Source organism: Streptococcus ferus DSM 20646 (genome assembly GCF_000372425.1).
In the GTDB taxonomy this organism is placed as follows: domain Bacteria; phylum Bacillota; class Bacilli; order Lactobacillales; family Streptococcaceae; genus Streptococcus; species Streptococcus ferus.
On the sequence record NZ_AQVD01000002.1, the window covers coordinates 338402 to 354622 of the forward strand.

General features: G+C 43.9%; 20 protein-coding genes. 1 reads left to right on the plus strand and 19 read right to left on the minus strand.

The annotated features are described in order from the left end of the window. Positions 1-152: 152 nt before the first annotated feature. The 4 genes from A3GY_RS0104640 to A3GY_RS0104655 all read right to left on the minus strand — a co-directional run bounded on the left by A3GY_RS0104640 (position 153) and on the right by A3GY_RS0104655 (position 3426). Positions 153-809 (minus strand): hypothetical protein, encoded by a 657-nt coding sequence (locus tag A3GY_RS0104640; RefSeq protein WP_231871630.1) that lies wholly within the window; start codon positions 807-809, stop codon positions 153-155. A gap of 299 nt (positions 810-1108) precedes the next feature. Continuing rightward, positions 1109-1441, minus strand: coding sequence for a hypothetical protein (locus A3GY_RS0104645; protein WP_156092926.1), 333 nt, complete (start codon positions 1439-1441; stop codon positions 1109-1111). Positions 1442-1500: 59 nt separating this feature from the next. Next, positions 1501-1815: a PTS cellobiose transporter subunit IIB gene (locus tag A3GY_RS0104650; RefSeq protein ID WP_018030240.1), complete on the minus strand. Its 315-nt coding sequence runs from the start codon at positions 1813-1815 to the stop codon at positions 1501-1503. A gap of 165 nt (positions 1816-1980) precedes the next feature. Next, complete coding sequence (locus A3GY_RS0104655) at positions 1981-3426, minus strand: 6-phospho-beta-glucosidase (RefSeq protein WP_018030248.1); 1446 nt, start codon at positions 3424-3426, stop codon at positions 1981-1983. Between the two features lie 200 nt (positions 3427-3626). Here A3GY_RS0104655 and A3GY_RS0104660 point away from each other — a divergent pair, with 200 nt between their 5' ends. Next, the gene (locus A3GY_RS0104660) at positions 3627-4289 is read left to right on the plus strand and encodes an NAD(P)H-dependent oxidoreductase (protein ID WP_018030249.1); all 663 of its coding nucleotides are present in this window, start codon (positions 3627-3629) and stop codon (positions 4287-4289) included. A 104-nt stretch (positions 4290-4393) separates the two neighbouring features. Here A3GY_RS0104660 and smpB read toward each other — a convergent pair whose 3' ends face one another. The 15 genes from smpB to A3GY_RS0104730 all read right to left on the minus strand — a co-directional run bounded on the left by smpB (position 4394) and on the right by A3GY_RS0104730 (position 16215). Continuing rightward, complete coding sequence (gene smpB, locus A3GY_RS0104665) at positions 4394-4861, minus strand: SsrA-binding protein SmpB (protein ID WP_018030250.1); 468 nt, start codon at positions 4859-4861, stop codon at positions 4394-4396. Then, entirely contained in the window at positions 4824-7166 is a 2343-nt protein-coding gene (rnr, locus tag A3GY_RS0104670) for a ribonuclease R (RefSeq protein WP_018030251.1), read from the minus strand. Before rnr ends, smpB begins: the two co-directional genes overlap by 38 nt. A 56-nt stretch (positions 7167-7222) precedes the next feature. Beyond that, positions 7223-7459: a preprotein translocase subunit SecG gene (gene secG, locus A3GY_RS0104675; RefSeq protein WP_018030252.1), complete on the minus strand. Its 237-nt coding sequence runs from the start codon at positions 7457-7459 to the stop codon at positions 7223-7225. 45 nt (positions 7460-7504) lie between these two features. Beyond that, the gene (rpmG, locus tag A3GY_RS10070) at positions 7505-7651 is read right to left on the minus strand and encodes a 50S ribosomal protein L33 (protein WP_081601034.1); all 147 of its coding nucleotides are present in this window, start codon (positions 7649-7651) and stop codon (positions 7505-7507) included. A 306-nt stretch (positions 7652-7957) separates the two neighbouring features. Next, positions 7958-9430, minus strand: a complete 1473-nt coding sequence (locus tag A3GY_RS0104680; protein ID WP_018030253.1) for a helicase HerA-like domain-containing protein — start codon at positions 9428-9430, stop codon at positions 7958-7960. Continuing rightward, positions 9427-10032 carry a dephospho-CoA kinase gene (gene coaE / locus A3GY_RS0104685; RefSeq protein WP_018030254.1) on the minus strand — a complete coding sequence of 202 codons (606 nt, stop codon included), beginning with the start codon at positions 10030-10032 and terminating at the stop codon, positions 9427-9429. Before coaE ends, A3GY_RS0104680 begins: the two co-directional genes overlap by 4 nt. Continuing rightward, entirely contained in the window at positions 10029-10850 is an 822-nt protein-coding gene (mutM, locus tag A3GY_RS0104690; protein ID WP_018030255.1) for a DNA-formamidopyrimidine glycosylase, read from the minus strand. The genes coaE and mutM overlap by 4 nt, the downstream gene beginning before the upstream one ends. 173 nt (positions 10851-11023) lie before the next feature. Next, positions 11024-11815, minus strand: a complete 792-nt coding sequence (locus A3GY_RS0104695) for an alpha/beta fold hydrolase (protein WP_018030256.1) — start codon at positions 11813-11815, stop codon at positions 11024-11026. Positions 11816-11949: 134 nt separating this feature from the next. Then, entirely contained in the window at positions 11950-12849 is a 900-nt protein-coding gene (era, locus tag A3GY_RS0104700) for a GTPase Era (protein WP_018030257.1), read from the minus strand. Between the two features lie 15 nt (positions 12850-12864). Continuing rightward, positions 12865-13266, minus strand: a complete 402-nt coding sequence (gene dagK, locus A3GY_RS0104705) for a diacylglycerol kinase (RefSeq protein ID WP_018030258.1) — start codon at positions 13264-13266, stop codon at positions 12865-12867. Beyond that, complete coding sequence (gene ybeY / locus A3GY_RS0104710; protein WP_018030259.1) at positions 13250-13744, minus strand: rRNA maturation RNase YbeY; 495 nt, start codon at positions 13742-13744, stop codon at positions 13250-13252. The genes dagK and ybeY overlap by 17 nt, the downstream gene beginning before the upstream one ends. A 141-nt stretch (positions 13745-13885) precedes the next feature. Then, a complete protein-coding gene (locus A3GY_RS0104715) occupies positions 13886-14800 on the minus strand; it encodes a PhoH family protein (protein ID WP_369966153.1) in 915 nt (304 codons plus the stop codon). A gap of 109 nt (positions 14801-14909) precedes the next feature. Continuing rightward, a complete protein-coding gene (locus A3GY_RS0104720; RefSeq protein ID WP_018030261.1) occupies positions 14910-15125 on the minus strand; it encodes a YozE family protein in 216 nt (71 codons plus the stop codon). Then, on the minus strand, positions 15122-15631 hold the full coding sequence (msrA, locus tag A3GY_RS0104725) for a peptide-methionine (S)-S-oxide reductase MsrA (protein WP_018030262.1): 510 nt from the start codon (positions 15629-15631) through the stop codon (positions 15122-15124). The genes A3GY_RS0104720 and msrA overlap by 4 nt, the downstream gene beginning before the upstream one ends. 89 nt (positions 15632-15720) lie before the next feature. Then, positions 15721-16215, minus strand: coding sequence for a hypothetical protein (locus A3GY_RS0104730; protein ID WP_018030263.1), 495 nt, complete (start codon positions 16213-16215; stop codon positions 15721-15723). Positions 16216-16221 lie beyond the last annotated feature (6 nt).

The following is a 16221-nucleotide window of genomic DNA, read 5'->3' on the forward strand; positions in this document are numbered from 1 at the left end:
CACTCCTTCTTTTTCACGGATTAAAACGAATCGTCTAATATCTTCATAGTATACCATAAATGACAAGCTGATTCCAGATTGGTTTCGGTTGTTTTATCCTAGCCTTTTCAAATTCATAAGTTAGATTAGAAGCATCTAAAGTAGGAATATTGCTATTCGGAATTTTTTAACGCCTCCTCATTTATTTTTTGACTATAAAATTTCTCTGTGTGTGTCACTCCGTTTCCTTCGACACTCAATACAAAGCCATATTGGTAGCCAATCAGCATTGAATTTGTAACATCTATCCCCAGTTTCAATTTTGCATTTTGATTTAATCCGAAGTATTTATTGATTACACTATCCACTACTGTATATTCTATGAAAGCATCCCCCGTCTCCCAACTATAGCTTTTATTATTCAACGGAAACTTTGCTAGGCGTTCTTTATTGAGAGATAGCTTTTCAATAAGGATTTCTTTGTGAATTATATCATCAGACGATAGTTCCGAGTTACTGAGAATAAATCCCTGTTCTATATAAGTCATATCGCTGGAAGCTAAAACTATTTCATCGCCAGAAGATTCTCTTTTTATTCTTTTTAAAGTCCCAGTTATTCCTTTTGTCTTAGGATTCCCAGTAAGCTCCATTTCCTGTAAATATGTAGTGTCAGATGTCTTCTTATACACATCTCCAATCCTAATCTCAAACCCCTCTGGAAATTCTTTAAACAAGTCAAAAAGGTCTTCTGTCGGATAGACTCTTGAAACCGCTGAAACCTTATTTTCAATCCATTGACGGCTATTTTTATTTTCTCGACATCCTGTCATGATGACTATTCCTCCCAAACACAAGACAAGCAAAAGGCTTAATCTCTTCCTCATAAGGCACTCCTTCTTTTTCACGGATTAAAACGAATCGTCTAATATCTTTATAGTATACCATAAACGACAAGCGGTCATATAGCTTTTTTGGCTCTTACAATGCCAAAAAAATCCGATTTAGTCATATCATTTAAGGTATCCGACTGATAACTTCAGAATAACTAAAAAAGGCATGGCTCCCTTAGAATAGGGAGAATCATACCTCTTGAATAACAGATTTATAGTAGAATTTGCTCTAAGCTCTCCTACATCATGCCATAGGCTCCTGACAGTTGGGTTGGCTGCACGTAAACCTGGTTGCCTTGCAGCTGATAGGTTTTCATTAAATAGTCTTTTAATGTTGCATCGTTTAATTTAGACTGCACGGAATACATATCATCTGTATGCGCCACAATCCGAAGGTTCTTGCGCAGCTCCCGATCGCTTTCAAGCTCTGGAAAGTCGGTCATATTCTTGAATACAATATTGTAATTATAGCCGAAAGCCTTAGTGACCGATATTTTAGACCTAAATATAAGATAGATCACCCCTGCAATCAGAAGTGTTATCCCTAACCCCAAAAGATTTTCTAACATCATGTTCTCCTCCCAAGGATGAGACGACCGAGGTCTGTCTCTTTTTTTATGCTGATGAGCGATTACAGGTTATCCTTAACCAGCTGAGCCATTTTTTCAATGCCCATAGGAATGGGGATATAGGCCTGCGGCGGAATCTGTACGATAGGCTTGTTGACCTTCTTCGCCGCTTCCTCAAACTGCTTGTAGTGCATCTTGGTCTGCGGACTGATCAGGTAAAGGTCGTATTCCGCATTGGCGATTTTCTTGCCGCCTTCCGGGACACCGACCGCATTCATTTCAATAGCGAAACCTTGTTCGTTCAATAAAGTAGCGGTTTTCTTAGCAATCAGAGATGATGACATCCCGCCTGCACAGATGATAAGAGCCTTTGGCATAACATTTCCTCCTTTGGCCATTTGATTGATTCTATTATACCTGTATCCGCTTTCATTTGCAACTTTTTTCTCGCTGCCAGTCAATATTAAGATTACCCTCTTAAAGCTAAGGAGCCCCTTTACTTGTCATACCCTTTCTCTAAAAGATGAGCGCCTCAATCAAGCCTAGGCCTCGCCCGACAGATCCTCGCCATTAGAAGCAATCACTTTTTTATACCAATGGTAAGATAATTTAGGGGAGCGCTCGTAACTTCCCTTGCCCTCATCGTCTTTGTCAACGTAGATAAAGCCATACCGCTTGCGCATCTCTCCAGTGCCGGCAGAGACTAGATCAATACAGCCCCAAGGGGTGTAACCCATCAGATCAACACCGTCTTCATCAACAGCCTTAATCATTTCCCTAATGTGGGCACCTAAATAATCAATCCGATAATCGTCATGAACCATACCATCTTCTTCCACTTGGTCAATGGCACCGAAACCATTTTCAACGATAAAGAGCGGCAAATGGTACATATCCGTAAACCAATTCAGTGAATAACGAAGTCCTTCTGGATCAATCTGCCAATCCCAATCAGAGGCCTCGACATAAGGGTTTTTCACCAAATCCTCGGTCTCAAGGTAATCATAGTGAGGATTATTTTTCCGATGTGCATCAATGGCAAAGGACATATAATAAGAAAAGCCAATGTAATCAACCTTCCCTGCCAGTAAATCAGCCTGATCCGCTTCTGTAACATCAACCTCAATGCCTTTACGCTCCCAGTACTTCAGAATATGATTGGGATAGTAGCCATGAACATGGACATCAGCAAAATAATAGCGCTTCTGCATGGCTTTTTGTGCCATCAGAATATCAGCTGGTTTGCAGGTCGCTGGATAGATTGGACACATGGCAATCATACAGCCAATTTGAAAATCAGGGTTAATGGCGTGACCAATCTTAACCGCACGCGCAGAAGCCACCAGTTCATAATGCGCCGCCCGATACATAATGGCTTCTCGGTCATCTCCTTCTTGATAAACAATACCAGAATTGGTAAAAGGAGCAAAATCCTCCTGATAATTGGCCTGATTGTTAATCTCATTAAAGGTCATCCAGTATTTTACCTTATCCTTATAGCGTTTAAAGCAGGTTTTTGCAAAACGCACAAAGAAATCGATCACCTTGCGATTGGTGAATCCGCCATACTCTGTGACTAAATGGTAAGGAAGCTCAAAGTGAGATAGCGTCACAACTGGTTCAATCCCGTATTTGAGACACTCGTCAAAGAGGTCATCATAGAACTGAAGTCCCGCTTCATTTGGAGTATCCTCATCTCCCTTAGGGAAAATCCGCGTCCAAGCAATCGAGGTCCGGAAACACTTGAAGCCCATATCCGCAAACAGAGCAATGTCCTCCTTATAACGGTGATAAAAATCAATCGCCTCATGGTTAGGATAATAGTTCCCTGCTACAACGCCTGCCGTAATTTTACGGGCAACCCCATGCCTGCCGGCAGTCATGACATCAGCAACGCTGACCCCTTTGCCGCCTTCCTGCCAACCACCTTCCAGCTGATGAGCTGCAACAGCACCGCCCCATAAGAAATTTTCAGGTAATTTCGACATATCTTCTTCCTCCCAGTCTTGTGATACTATCATTTTAGCAAAGCTTGCCAGCGTTTAAAATCGAGAAAATTTCCTTATAGACTAAGGAAAGTCTCAATCGAATGAGTGATAGCAGTAAGGTAGTTTCCTGCCACTCAATTCCTTATTTATTTTAAAATTTGTGCTATGATTAAGATAACAACATAAATAAGGAGTTGCCTATGACAGATGACACATTAAAAAAACAGATTCGTCAGGGAATCGATCACCGCTTGGCCGTCCGCGTTTACAGTGATCGAAAAATCAGCAAAGAAGATGTGGACTTTATTTTAGATGCGGCCTGGCTCAGTCCTTCGTCTATCGGCCTAGAGGCTTGGCGTTTTATCGTTTTAGAAGACGACTCCATCAAAGAGGCCCTTAAGGAGATCGCCTGGGGAGCCCAATACCAGCTGGAAACAGCCAGCCATTTTGTCTTGCTCATCGCAGGCAAGGATGTCAGGTATGACTCCGACAATGTTTATCAGAGTTTAGTCAGACGGGGACTGACCGATGAAGCTGATCTCAAGGCTAGACTGGCACGCTACCGGTCTTTCCAAGAAAGCGATATGCACTTGGACAGCCCAAGAGCCCTTTTTGACTGGGCTGCCAAGCAAACCTACATTGCTTTGGGCAATATGATGATGACAGCCAGCTTGATGGGCATTGATTCCTGCCCAATCGAGGGCTTTGATTATGACAAGGTCAACCAACTCTTAAGCAAGGCAGGGCTCATTGACCCCCAAAAAGAGGGGATTGCCTCCATGCTGTCCTTAGGTTATCGCTTGCGCGATCCTAAGCATCCCCGCAGCCGCAAACCTCGGGAAGACGTTGTTTTTTGGAAATAAGTTCAAAAAGAAGCTGGGTCAAAAGTCCCCAGCTTTTTTAATCTTGTCTCTGCACAGATCAGGCCTAAGGCGTTAGCAGCACTTATCTTCCAGCCTTACGACAGTTATCTCGCATTAAACACTTTCATCTGTCGTGCAATGTCACGGTTTTGTTCCCGACGTTTGATGGACTCCCGCTTGTCATAATCATGCTTCCCTTTAGCCAGTCCAAGCAAAACTTTGGCAAAACCATCCTTAAGGTAAACCTTGAGGGGAACTAAAGTCATGCCCGTTCCTTTTAGCTCGTTGGCCAATTTAGCAATTTCTTTTTTCTTCAGCAGCAGTTTACGCGTCCGGTCTGGATCCTGATTCCAGATATTGCCTTGATCATAAGGGGTGATGTGAACATTATTAAGCCAAACCTCACCATTTTTAACTTGAGCAAAACCATCTTTGAGCGTGATTCTAGCGGCACGGACACTCTTGATTTCTGTTCCTGTCAGAACAATACCAGCTTCGTAGGTTTCAACGATTGTGTAGTCGTGATGGGCCTTTTTATTTTGCGCGACGACCTTTCCCTGACCCTTTGCCATGCTGACCTCCTTTTTTAGCTACTTTTTTATAGAAAGGCTTCTTACCTTTAGGTTTGTCCTTTGATGAAAAAGCTGACAACTGTCCCTTAGCTTTTTTGGAACTCTTGTCGCTACTGCGACGCGAACCTCGCTTCTTAGACGTCTTGGACGAGCTGTTTTTTTCAATGACATCAAAATCACTTGGCAAGTATTCAAAATCAATATCACCGGTCTCTTTATCAGCCTTGATGAGCTTAACTCTAATAGGCTGACCGATACGAAAGACCTTACCAGTTTTTTCACCCTGAAGACTCAGCGTTCGCTCATTGAAGTGATAATATTCTGGCAGGTTTGTGATATGGATAAGCCCCTCAATCGTATTGGGCAGTTCGATAAACATCCCAAATTTGACCACACTGGCAACCACTCCTTCAAATTCCTGCCCGACAAAAGCTTCCATGTACTCAGCCTTCTTCATCGCCTCTACGGTCCGCTCAGCATCAATAGCCCGACGCTCCAGACTCGATGTTTCCTTAGCGATTTCAGGGATTAGCTGACTGAAATGCTCTTGTTTCTCAGCAGTCACCTGATCATACTCACGAATGAGACGATGAACCAGAAGGTCTGGGTAACGCCGAATAGGACTGGTGAAATGGGTGTAGTAATCCGCCGCTAAACCGTAGTGGCCGTGATTATGCTCCGAATAGCGTGCCTGTTGCATCGATCGCAGTAACATCATTGACAGGACTTCTGCACCTGGCTGATTCTTGATTGTCACCATGAAATCCTGCAAGGCTTCCTGCGTGATTTTAGTCGCAGTGCCGCGAATTTTGACACCAAAAACACCCGCGTAATCAATGAATTTTTGCAATTTTTCAGCTTTAGGCTCTTCGTGGATACGATAAATAAAGGGAAGATTTTTGCGGGCGAAATGTTCTGCCACACACTCGTTAGCAGCCAACATAAAGGACTCAATCATCCGCTCTGCCAGCCCTCGCTGACGCAGGATAATGTCCTGAGGAACCCCTTTATCATTGACCAAAATTTTGGCTTCTGAGGTGTCAAAATTAAGTGCACCGCGTTTTTCCCGCATTTTCTCTAAAATATGATGCAGGCTTGCCATATAACGGACCGAAGCAAGAATCGGCTGATAGGTTTCCATCAGCTCCTGATCGCCTGCCAGCATCTTATTGACATTATCATAGGTCATCCGAAAGACCGTTTTAATGACAGACGGTCTGATTTGATAGCGGACAACCTTCCCCTGGCGGTCAATCTCCATAATCGCCGACTGGGTTAGACGGTCGAGGTTAGGATTAAGGGAACAGATCCCATTAGATAAGCGTTCAGGCAGCATAGGAACAACGCGATCAGTCACATAGACAGAAGTTCCCCGTGCCAGTGCCTCGCGATTTAGTGCAGACCCTTCTTTAACATAGTAGGAAACGTCTGCAATGTGGACACCCAATTCAAAATGGCCATTGTCTAAGCGTTTGATATGAACCGCATCGTCCAGATCCTTGGCATCTGCGCCATCAATCGTAAACGTCAGCTCCTCACGCAAATCTAAGCGCCCCTGATAATCTTTTTCTGAGGGCTTATCCGGCACCTGATTGGCTTCAGCCATGACGTCCTCCGGAAAGGCTGAGACAATATCCATTGACTCAAACACCTCCAGAACATCTATGCCAGCATCACCCTCATGTCCCACAATATCAAGTAAATGAGCGACAAAATAATCATGATGTCGGCTGGGATACTTGTCAATAGCGACTTTAATAATTTCCGTACCATCGAGCAGAATGGGTTGTTTTTTGATGTAAATCTTTTGACTAATTTTCTGATTTTTACTCTTGATATAACCAGCATACTTGGGTTTGTCATCATCAAGAATAAACCGGCCAACAACTGTTTTGATGCTCCGTTCCAAAATAGAAACGACACGGGCTTCTGCTGCCGTCCCTTTAAGACGGTTGGGAACCTTCTTGATAACCACCTCAACGGTATCCCCGTCAATGGCATGTCCGACATCTCCACGGCCTACAAAGAGATCTTCTTCTGCTTCATCAACCGTCACAAAACCAAAGCCCGCCTTATTAGCCCGAAAAACTCCCTGAACCGTGACTTGTTCTTCTTTTTTGATTTTTTTGCGCAGAGAAATCGTACCGTCCTGTTCAAAACGGAGTTTCCCCTTGCTTTCCAGGCTTGAAATAGCCTTAATCAAATGAGGGAATTTTTTGGCACCGGCCATATCCAGACTGACAGCCAAGTCATCAACGCTGGATTTCCCCTTTTCTTCTAAATATGTAATTATTTTTTCTTTCATTCGTTTTCCTATAATCTCTTCAAAAAAAATAAGCCAGACTAGGTCAAGCTCACTTTTTATTGACTTGATAATACAGCAAGTGCTAAAGCAATAGCCAGCCAAAAGAAGACCAGAACTGCTGTCAAGCGTTGCATAAAGGCTTCAAAACCGCGAGCTTTCGAACGCTCAAACAAGGCTTCTGAACCGCTGTTATCAAAAACATTACTGCTAGGATTCTTTTGGGGCTGCATAAAGATTGCAATCACCAAAATCGCCGATAAGACTAGCAATATTGTAAGTAAAAAGCTGTACATGTTTTTTCCTCCACTACTGTCTTTGCCATTTTAACATACTTTTGTCTAAGATTCAATATGTAAGGTTACTTTTCTCTCTTTAGGACAGTATTTAAGGACTTCTATTTTATCTGGGTGATTTTGTTTGTTCTTGCTGGTTAAATAATTCTTACTGCCGCAGGAAGAACATTTTAAATTGATTTTAACACGCACTAAATATCCCTAACCTTTAATTCTTTTCTAACATTAATAAGATTCCTCCCGAGCAGAAGTCAAAGCCGACTATCAATTCGTCCTATGCCTTCTAACATCCAGATGTTCAACCAAAGGAGGCCTAACGGGCTTAACAAGAGAAAAGCTTGCTCCAGTAAGAAAACTACCGAACCAAGCTACCAAAAGGTTTTCTTCCCATTAACAGTTGTTATGATTAGTCATTATCTTCTTTTCTGAACCACTATAAGCCATTATATCACACTTCAATCCGTAGCCATCACCTAAATCATTATTTTTAGCTAAAGCTTACTTACGCAGGCTGCCAAAGATACCACGAACTAATTCACGGCCAACTGTTCTAAGAGCTGAGTTGATAAAGTTGTCTCTGGCTCTCTCAAAGCTCGTTTTGCGCGGTCTGCCCGCTGACGAGGTCTGCTTAGCTTCCCGTTTGGCTTTAGCTGTCGCCTCTTGTTGTGCGGCAGCCGCCTTATCGGCTTCTTCTTCTCTAGCAAGCTTAGCTGCTAGAAGCTCGTAGGCTGATTCACGATCTACTTGCTGAGCGTATTTGCTATGAAAAGGTGAACTAGAGATAAGCGTCTGAGTTTCTGCCAGCTCCAGAGAAGCAAAGCTGGACTGAGGCGGCAGAATGTAAGCACGCTCCACCATACTTGGCTGCCCTTTGTCATTAAGGAAAGACAGCAAGGCTTCGCCGACTTCTAGCTGGGTTAAAACAGCTTCAACATCCAGTTCTGGATTCGGCCGAAAACTATCCGCAGCAGCCTTGATCGCCTTCATTTCTTTAGGTGTATAGGCACGAAGCGCGTGCTGAACCCGATTGCCCAGCTGACCCAGAATTGTTTCCGGCAGGTCCTGAGGATTTTGCGTAATGAAATAAATCCCCACTCCTTTTGACCGAATCAGACGAACCACCTGTTCAATCTTTTCAACAAAAACCTTAGGCGCATCCTTGAACAAGAGGTGTGCCTCATCAAAGAAGAAGACCAGCTTAGGCTTATCAGGGTCTCCAACTTCTGGCAGGCTTTCAAAAAGTTCAGCTAACAGCCAAATCAAGAATGTAGAATAGAGTCTCGGAGACTGAAAGAGCTTTGTGGCCGATAAAATATTGACAATGCCCTTACCGCTGCTGTCCAGCTGCATAAAATCAGCCAAATCAAGGGCCGGTTCTCCGAAGAAAAGATCAGCTCCCTCCTCTTCCAAGACTAAAAGACTTCTCTGGATAGCACCTACCGACTGTTTGCTGATATTGCCGTATTGAGTTGAATAATCAGAGGCGTGATCCGCAACTTCTTTTAAAAGACTCTGCAAATCCTTCAGGTCAATCAGCAGCCAGCCCTTGTCGTCTGCAACCCTAAAGACGATATTTAAAATACCTGTCTGGGTATCATTAAGATCGAGCAGACGTGCCAGCATAAGGGGACCCATCTCAGAAACAGTAGCCCTGACAGGATGTCCGGATTCTCCAAAAACATCCCACAATCTGACCGGAAAAGCCTGTGGCTGATAGTCCGTCAGCCCCAGTAAATCGAGCCGAGCCTGTAATTTTTCGGTCACCTGACCAGGCTTGGCCAGATTCGTCAGATCTCCTTTGATGTCCGCTAAAAAAACCGGAACCCCTGCTAAACTCAGCTGTTCTGCTAAGACTTTCAAAGTCACCGTTTTCCCAGTACCTGTTGCGCCCGCAATAAGACCATGGCGATTCAGCATGTTCAGATAAAGCGGGGGCGGCGTTTTGCCCTGTCCTAAAGTGATGGTTGTCATAATGAATCCTTTTCTAAATCTTCTAATAGCTTATCTAATTGGCTGTAAGTCTCTGTGAGGCTACCCGAATTGTCCACAACAGCATCTGCCAAGACTCTCTTTTCGTCTAAACTCATCTGAGCCTGAATACGATCCAGTGCCTCTTCCTTAGAGAGCTTGTTTCGTGCCATCAGACGGCTCAGCTGCTGATCTGAATTAACATAAACCAACCAAACCTTGTCAAACCAGTCTTCATATTGCCTTTCATATAAAAGCGGGATATCCATGAAAAAAACGGACTGCTTTCTTTTTAAATCTTCATAGCGCTGCCGCAATTCCTGACGAATGATATGATCTTGCAACTCCGAAGATTTCCTTAATGTTTCTGGGCTGGAAAAAATAAGCTGGCTTAATTGGGGGCGGTCCAAGTTCCCCGCTTCATCTAAAATGGCTGGCCCAAAATATGCAAGCAGGGCCTGATAAAGGCGACCTTCCTTTTGCTGGAGTTCATGAACCAACTGGTCAGCATCAAGCACCTGATAGCCCCTGTCCTTTAAATACTGACTGACGGTAGACTTTCCTGAGGCAATCCCCCCCGTTAAACCAATCGCTTTAGCCTTCATCTTTTCTGACACCTCGGGCAAAAATGACTGCCCCTTCCCCCTACCTGAATCTTTTGAATAGTCGTTCCGCACCTTGGACAAGGCTGACCAGCCATGCCATAAACCTGCAAATAATCCTGCATGGTCCCATCTCGCCCCAACGCATTTTTATAGGTGCGAATAGTGGAGCCTCCTTTTTCAATACCTAGCTGCAAAATACGAATGGTCACATCGTGGATCCGCTTGACTTCAGCCTTTTTAAGACTACTGGAGACACGTTCTGGGTGAACCCTAGCTGCCCAAAGCACTTCATCCACATAAATATTACCCAGACCAGCCACCACTTTTTGCTCCAAAAGCAGAGGCTTAATCAACTTGTTAGAAGCCTTCAAGGATCGTTCAAAAGGAGCCAGTTTGAAATCCTTCTTGGTCGGTTCAGGACCAATTTTTTTAGCGCTAAAATACCGGTCTTCTTCTGATTTAGCCAGAAGCTCGAAAGTGCCAAACTTGCGGACGTCTTGATAAACAAGGGTTGAAGCATCATCTAGCTGAAAAAAGACGTGAAAATGCTTGTTTTCAGGCACCTGCTCTGGAAAGAGCAGGTATTTCCCCTCCATGCGCAGATGAGAAATCAAGATCTGACTGCCAAGGTCAAAAATTAGATACTTCCCTCGGCGGCGAACAGCTTCAATGGTCTGACCAGACAGGTCCAAGGCGAAAGTCTCCCTGTCCGTCTTAATCATCTTGGGGACACGCACTTGAACAGCCTTGATGTCCCTGCCGACAACAAGCTTTTCCAAGCCCCGCCGAACGGTTTCGACTTCTGGTAATTCGGGCATTCTAAGATACTAAGCCATTAAGCGACTCAAAGAAAAGTATGAACCTTACTGACAGTGTAACAGCACCCAGATAAATGGTTGTCTCCTTTCACAGAGTCCTAGGTGTGTTCGATTCACACACCTTTCTGGCTAACCTTTCTAATAAAAATCTCAACAAGGGTAACGGGCTGTATTCAATCGTCAAATCGTCTTAAGGTAGCAGGAAATCGGCCATCCTGAAAAAAATACCGGACTAACTGGATATGACTTTCAACATCACCAAAGAGCCAAGCATGTCCCTTGTTAGGATAATAGGCGCATTGACTCTGACTGTTTGTTTGTGCTAAAAGCTGATGTGACTCATGAATTGTCTCTGACTCCTTACCCCCTGAAACAAAAAAGACAGGATTACTAAAGTCTAAATTAACATGGAGCAGATTGGCCTGGGACATGGCACGCCGAAAGGATTTCCGTGAAACGCTTTGTAAATCCGAAACAAAGGTTTGACAATCTTGTTCAGAAACCCCGTCTTCCCGCATCATTTTAGTCATCAGATTAGCAGTCAGCTTGGTGTTCTTAAACAGCGACATGAAATAAACCGCCGCAATGACTCTACGATAGCCCTTGATAGGCTGATGGGCTGCCCCATCCACTATCACCCGATCAAATAAGTCGAAGTGCTTTTCTAATAGTTTAAAAATGAGACTGCCACCCAAAGACAAACCAACTAGGTGCGGTTTCCCGTGAGATCTATTCTTAATCGTCTCCACTAGAAGCTCCGCAACATCATCAAAAGTGGTCCAGTCTACCTCATGACTCTCCCCATGACCAGGTAAGTCAAGGGTGATGCAGTGAAAATCACTTTTTAACTTCGCGATATGGTGTCTCCACATCTTGCTGCTGGAACCCGAGGCATGTAAAAAGACAATTGTTTTCGCATTGTGCTGGCCTGCTTCATTAACAAATAACTGAGATATTACTGCCATAACCATCACCTTCGTATTTCTTGATTGGTGGACTGAAACAGTCTAATAGACTGTTTCAGATTGGAAATGAGGACTATCCCCAGGCTACCTCACTCTCCTTTTTCTAGGCTCGGAATACTAAGATCCACCGGATCTTAGTATTCCTTCTTACTATACCCAAAGTCCGCCAAATCCAGCTTTTTATCCCGCCAGTTTTTCTTGACCTTGACCCAGGTTTCTAAGAAGACCTTGTCGCCCAGCATAAGCTCGATATCACGCCTTGCCATAGAGCCGATCTTTTTAAGCATAGAGCCGCCCTTACCGATGATAATGCCTTTTTGGCTGTCGCGTTCAACCATGATGGTGGCCTGAATATGAATCTTATCTGTTTCTGGATCCCGTTTCATCGAATCAATCACAACAGCCACTGAATGAGGGATTTCCTCTCTGGTCAGGTGAAGCACCTTTTCACGAATCATTTCCGACACCAGAAAACGCTCCGGATGGTCTGTAATCTGATCATTTGGAAAATATTGGAAACCTTCTTCCAGATTTTCCTTAAGAATTTCCATGAGACGGTTGATGTTGTTCCCCTGTAAGGCAGAAATAGGCACAACTTCTTTGAAGGGCATCTGGTTTCTAAAATCATCAATCTGTTCCAGCAACTGATCGGGGTGAACCTTATCAATCTTATTGATGACCAGAATAACAGGGACTTTGGCTGCCTTAAGCCGCTCTATGATCATATCATCTCCCTTGCCTCGCTTCTCATCAGCAGGCACCATAAATAAAACCGTATCTACTTCTCTCAGAGTGCTGTAGGCAGATTCCACCATAAAATCACCCAAGGCTGTCTTAGGCTTGTGGATCCCAGGGGTGTCAATAAAGACAATCTGCTCCTCAGCAGTTGTGTAAATCCCCATTATTTTATTGCGCGTCGTCTGCGCCTTATCACTCATAATGGCAATTTTTTGCCCCATTACGTAGTTTAAAAAAGTAGATTTGCCAACATTTGGCCGTCCCAAAATCGCCACAAAACCTGACTTAAATGTCATCTTCTCTCCTTATTGTCAATGAAAAATCAATGCCCAAATTTTTGGCACAAAAATAATAATACCTGTTAAAGCCGCAAAGCCAGAAATGACAAGCACGGCGCCTGCCGCCATATCTTTGGCATTCTTGGCTAGCATGGAAAAGTGGTAGTTGCTAGCCAAATCCACCACATTTTCAATAGCTGAATTCAGTATCTCAAAAGAGATAACTAAAAAGATACTCAGCAGAAGAAAAAGCCACTCCGTCACCGACACCTGAAAAATCAAACCGGCAAAGACGGCCAAAACGGCAGAGACCGCATGCTTTTTCATATTGCGCTCTTCTTTGAAGGCCGTGACAATCCCAGTCACCGCAAACTCAAGACTGGAGGTCAGGGTCAAGTTTTTCCATTTTTTCTGATTCTTATCGCGTAAGTCCATAGGCTTTTAATATCTCTTCCTGTAAGTTAAACATTTCCTTTTCTTCTTCAGGGGTATAGTGGTCATAGCCATTAATATGTAAAAAACCGTGTACTGCCAAAAAGCCCATCTCCCGCTCAAACGAATGACCATATTCCTGAGCCTGCTCCTTAGCCTTGTCTATTGAAATAAATAAGTCACCAATATAGGGATCAAACTCTGTCATCAGATCTGCCAAATCAGGATCATCTGCCAAGATACTGTCGTCAAAAACAATCGCTTCTTCTGGCTTATACTCTAGACTGATAACATCTGTCGGCCGATCCGTCTGCCGATAAAGCAGATTAAGCTCATGGCTGCGTTCATTGGTTACAAAAGTCACCGCCATTTCCTTGTCGTCTTTGCCAATCTTTTGAGCCGCAAAATCGAGAAGTTCTAACGTTTGTTTCTTTATTTCATCTGAAACCTGATTGGTTTCGTCTATCATTTCAACATACATTTTGAATCTGCTTTCATCCTTAATACTTTTATTATATCATAAAAGCCAACTCTTTCTAAGCAAAAGACAAGAGCAGAATCCCAAGATTCTGCTCCTTGATCTGACAATCATCACGGACAAAGCCAGCCTTTTGAGACGGCTCTAATCCCTTTTATCCTCATAGGCATTGATAATTTCTGCAACAACAGGATGGCGGACAACATCCTTAGATGAAAAATGCACAAAATCAATTTGGCGGATTCCTTTCAATTTTTCAGAAGCATCAATCAGACCCGATTTGACATTCTTGGGTAGGTCAATTTGACTGATATCCCCATTGACAATCATCTTGGAATTAAAGCCCAGACGAGTCAGGAACATTTTCATCTGCATAATAGTCGTATTTTGCGCTTCATCCAAAATCACAAAAGCATCTTCCAGCGTGCGGCCACGCATATAGGCCAGTGGCGCGATTTCAATAATTTCCCGCTCCATCAAACGGGTCGTCTGCTCCCGCCCCAGAACCTGATATAGGGCATCATAAACAGGTCGCAGATAAGGATCAACCTTTTCTTTCAAATCACCAGGCAGAAAGCCCAGACTTTCTCCGGCTTCCACCGCAGGTCTTGTCAGAATAACCCGTTTGATCTGACCGCGTTTTAACGCCTTGATGGCCAAGGTAACTGCCAAAAAAGTTTTTCCGGTTCCGGCAGGACCTATTCCAAATACGATATCATGATTCTTGACGCTGTCTACATAAACCTTTTGCCCCAAGGTCTTGACACGAATGGTCTTCCCATACGAATCTTTGATGATTTCTTCCTCGTAAAGAGCCACAAATTTATTGATGTTATGGTTTTTAGCCATGGAAATAGCTGTTGCTGTGTCCGCTGTCGAAATGAGCATCCCTCGATTGACCAGAACCAAAAGGGCCTCAATCACCTGACGGGCCAATTCCACAACTTCGGCACTCTCTCCCAGAACCTGTACAATCTCAGTCCGAGCATGGATAGTGACCGCAAGTTCATCCTCAATCATCTTCAGATGGCGTTCATTGCTACCAAAAAGATTCATCATGTCATCGGGATGGCTTAAACGGATATCAATTGAATAATCTTGCAAATAGACGCTCCTTTAGCTAATAACTTTCTTTCATTATAACAAAAAACACGCCAAAAAGCGTGATTTAATGAGACAAATACTCTTCCCAAATCCTGTCAAATTGACCTAGATTGAAGGAGAAAGCAGCCCCATCTTCCAAATAGCGGCTGACCTCATCAAAATCATCTGTGTGCTTGGGAAAGGTCGAATCTTCAAAGGCCAAATCCGCCAAAATGGCCACCGGCTCCTGACTTTTGGGATTACGCTGGGTCATCAGCCAGCTATAAAAAGATTTTCTCATGACCATTTCCTTTCTAAAAAGGCATGCCTAGTCTGGCTGCTGAGTGCATAGCGTTGAGGATTTTTCCGGTAAAAGGCCTGATGGTATTCTTCGGCTTCATAAAAAGGCTGTGCAGGTTCAATCCTTGTCACGATAGGACGGTCAAATCGACCGGAAGCTTCAAGTCTGGCCTTGGACTGCTCAGTAATAGCTTTTTGGCGGTCGTCCTCATAGAAAATAACAGGCCGATAGTTATCTCCTCTGTCCTCAAACTGTCCAAAAGCATCTGTCGGATCCGTCTGCGCCCAATAAAGCTCCACAAGATCAGCATAGGAAATCTTCATCTCATCAAAAATAATTTCTACGGCTTCCGTGTGTCCCGTTCTGCCGCCGCAGACGTCTTCATAGGTCGGATTTTCTGTATGCCCGCCAGTATAGCCTGATCTGACTGATAAGATGCCATCCTGCTCTTCAAAAGGCTGTACCATACACCAAAAACAGCCGCCTGCAAAAATCGCACGTTCCATGATTGCCTCCTTTATCAAAATCGTTCTTTTATTGTAGCAAAAAAATCCCAGTTTAGCTGAGATTTTGATGTTAGTGCGTGTTTAAAAAGTTATAGCAGGTTTATCCCTTGATAAATCAAACCTGCTGCTGGACAGACCAGCAAAGGCCATAAGAAGAGATGTTCTGGCAGTCCGAGATGCAGCATCCAGTTTCTGGTCTGCCAGTCTGGGCAGTCTTCTGTTCCCGGAATCATCAGGTGATCTATCATTTTTTGACGAAAAAGCCAGTCTAGGCCTATCAGATCCCCCACATTAACCAAAAACAGCTGCCAATAACCGATCATAAATAACGGCAAAAAGCCCCTGACAGGAAGGTAGGCTGTCGTCACTAAGCCCAACCCCAAGGTCAACAGGTAAATCCAGAATAGCCGTTTTCTCATCTTCTGGCGCTGAAACCCATCAGGTTTGGGAGCGATTTGCTGTATTTGCCTAGGCAGCATCGAAACCACAGCCCTTGGATAAGTCAGCCAAAGTCGGGCAACTGCCCCATTAAACAGCAAACTCATCAAAAGACCAACTAGGGTCACATACAGCCATAAAGCCATTGTTAG

What these genes read in the sequence shown, in the direction of transcription:
- ybeY (WP_018030259.1), bottom strand. Translation starts at nt 13,744, where the DNA reads ATGTATGTTGAAATGATAGACGAAACCAATCAGGTTTCAGATGAAATA.
- secG (WP_018030252.1), bottom strand. Translation starts at nt 7,459, where the DNA reads ATGTACAGCTTTTTACTTACAATATTGCTAGTCTTATCGGCGATTTTG.
- A3GY_RS0104715 (WP_369966153.1), bottom strand. Translation starts at nt 14,800, where the DNA reads ATGATGAATCTTTTTGGTAGCAATGAACGCCATCTGAAGATGATTGAG.
- A3GY_RS0104730 (WP_018030263.1), bottom strand. Translation starts at nt 16,215, where the DNA reads ATGGCTTTATGGCTGTATGTGACCCTAGTTGGTCTTTTGATGAGTTTG.
- A3GY_RS0104720 (WP_018030261.1), bottom strand. Translation starts at nt 15,125, where the DNA reads ATGAGAAAATCTTTTTATAGCTGGCTGATGACCCAGCGTAATCCCAAA.
- A3GY_RS0104695 (WP_018030256.1), bottom strand. Translation starts at nt 11,815, where the DNA reads ATGGCAGTAATATCTCAGTTATTTGTTAATGAAGCAGGCCAGCACAAT.
- A3GY_RS0104660 (WP_018030249.1), top strand. Translation starts at nt 3,627, where the DNA reads ATGACAGATGACACATTAAAAAAACAGATTCGTCAGGGAATCGATCAC.
- A3GY_RS0104645 (WP_156092926.1), bottom strand. Translation starts at nt 1,441, where the DNA reads ATGATGTTAGAAAATCTTTTGGGGTTAGGGATAACACTTCTGATTGCA.
- A3GY_RS0104650 (WP_018030240.1), bottom strand. Translation starts at nt 1,815, where the DNA reads ATGCCAAAGGCTCTTATCATCTGTGCAGGCGGGATGTCATCATCTCTG.
- mutM (WP_018030255.1), bottom strand. Translation starts at nt 10,850, where the DNA reads ATGCCCGAATTACCAGAAGTCGAAACCGTTCGGCGGGGCTTGGAAAAG.
- A3GY_RS0104655 (WP_018030248.1), bottom strand. Translation starts at nt 3,426, where the DNA reads ATGTCGAAATTACCTGAAAATTTCTTATGGGGCGGTGCTGTTGCAGCT.
- A3GY_RS0104640 (WP_231871630.1), bottom strand. Translation starts at nt 809, where the DNA reads ATGACAGGATGTCGAGAAAATAAAAATAGCCGTCAATGGATTGAAAAT.
- rnr (WP_018030251.1), bottom strand. Translation starts at nt 7,166, where the DNA reads ATGAAAGAAAAAATAATTACATATTTAGAAGAAAAGGGGAAATCCAGC.
- msrA (WP_018030262.1), bottom strand. Translation starts at nt 15,631, where the DNA reads ATGGAACGTGCGATTTTTGCAGGCGGCTGTTTTTGGTGTATGGTACAG.
- dagK (WP_018030258.1), bottom strand. Translation starts at nt 13,266, where the DNA reads ATGGACTTACGCGATAAGAATCAGAAAAAATGGAAAAACTTGACCCTG.
- smpB (WP_018030250.1), bottom strand. Translation starts at nt 4,861, where the DNA reads ATGGCAAAGGGTCAGGGAAAGGTCGTCGCGCAAAATAAAAAGGCCCAT.
- era (WP_018030257.1), bottom strand. Translation starts at nt 12,849, where the DNA reads ATGACATTTAAGTCAGGTTTTGTGGCGATTTTGGGACGGCCAAATGTT.
- A3GY_RS0104680 (WP_018030253.1), bottom strand. Translation starts at nt 9,430, where the DNA reads ATGACAACCATCACTTTAGGACAGGGCAAAACGCCGCCCCCGCTTTAT.
- coaE (WP_018030254.1), bottom strand. Translation starts at nt 10,032, where the DNA reads ATGAAGGCTAAAGCGATTGGTTTAACGGGGGGGATTGCCTCAGGAAAG.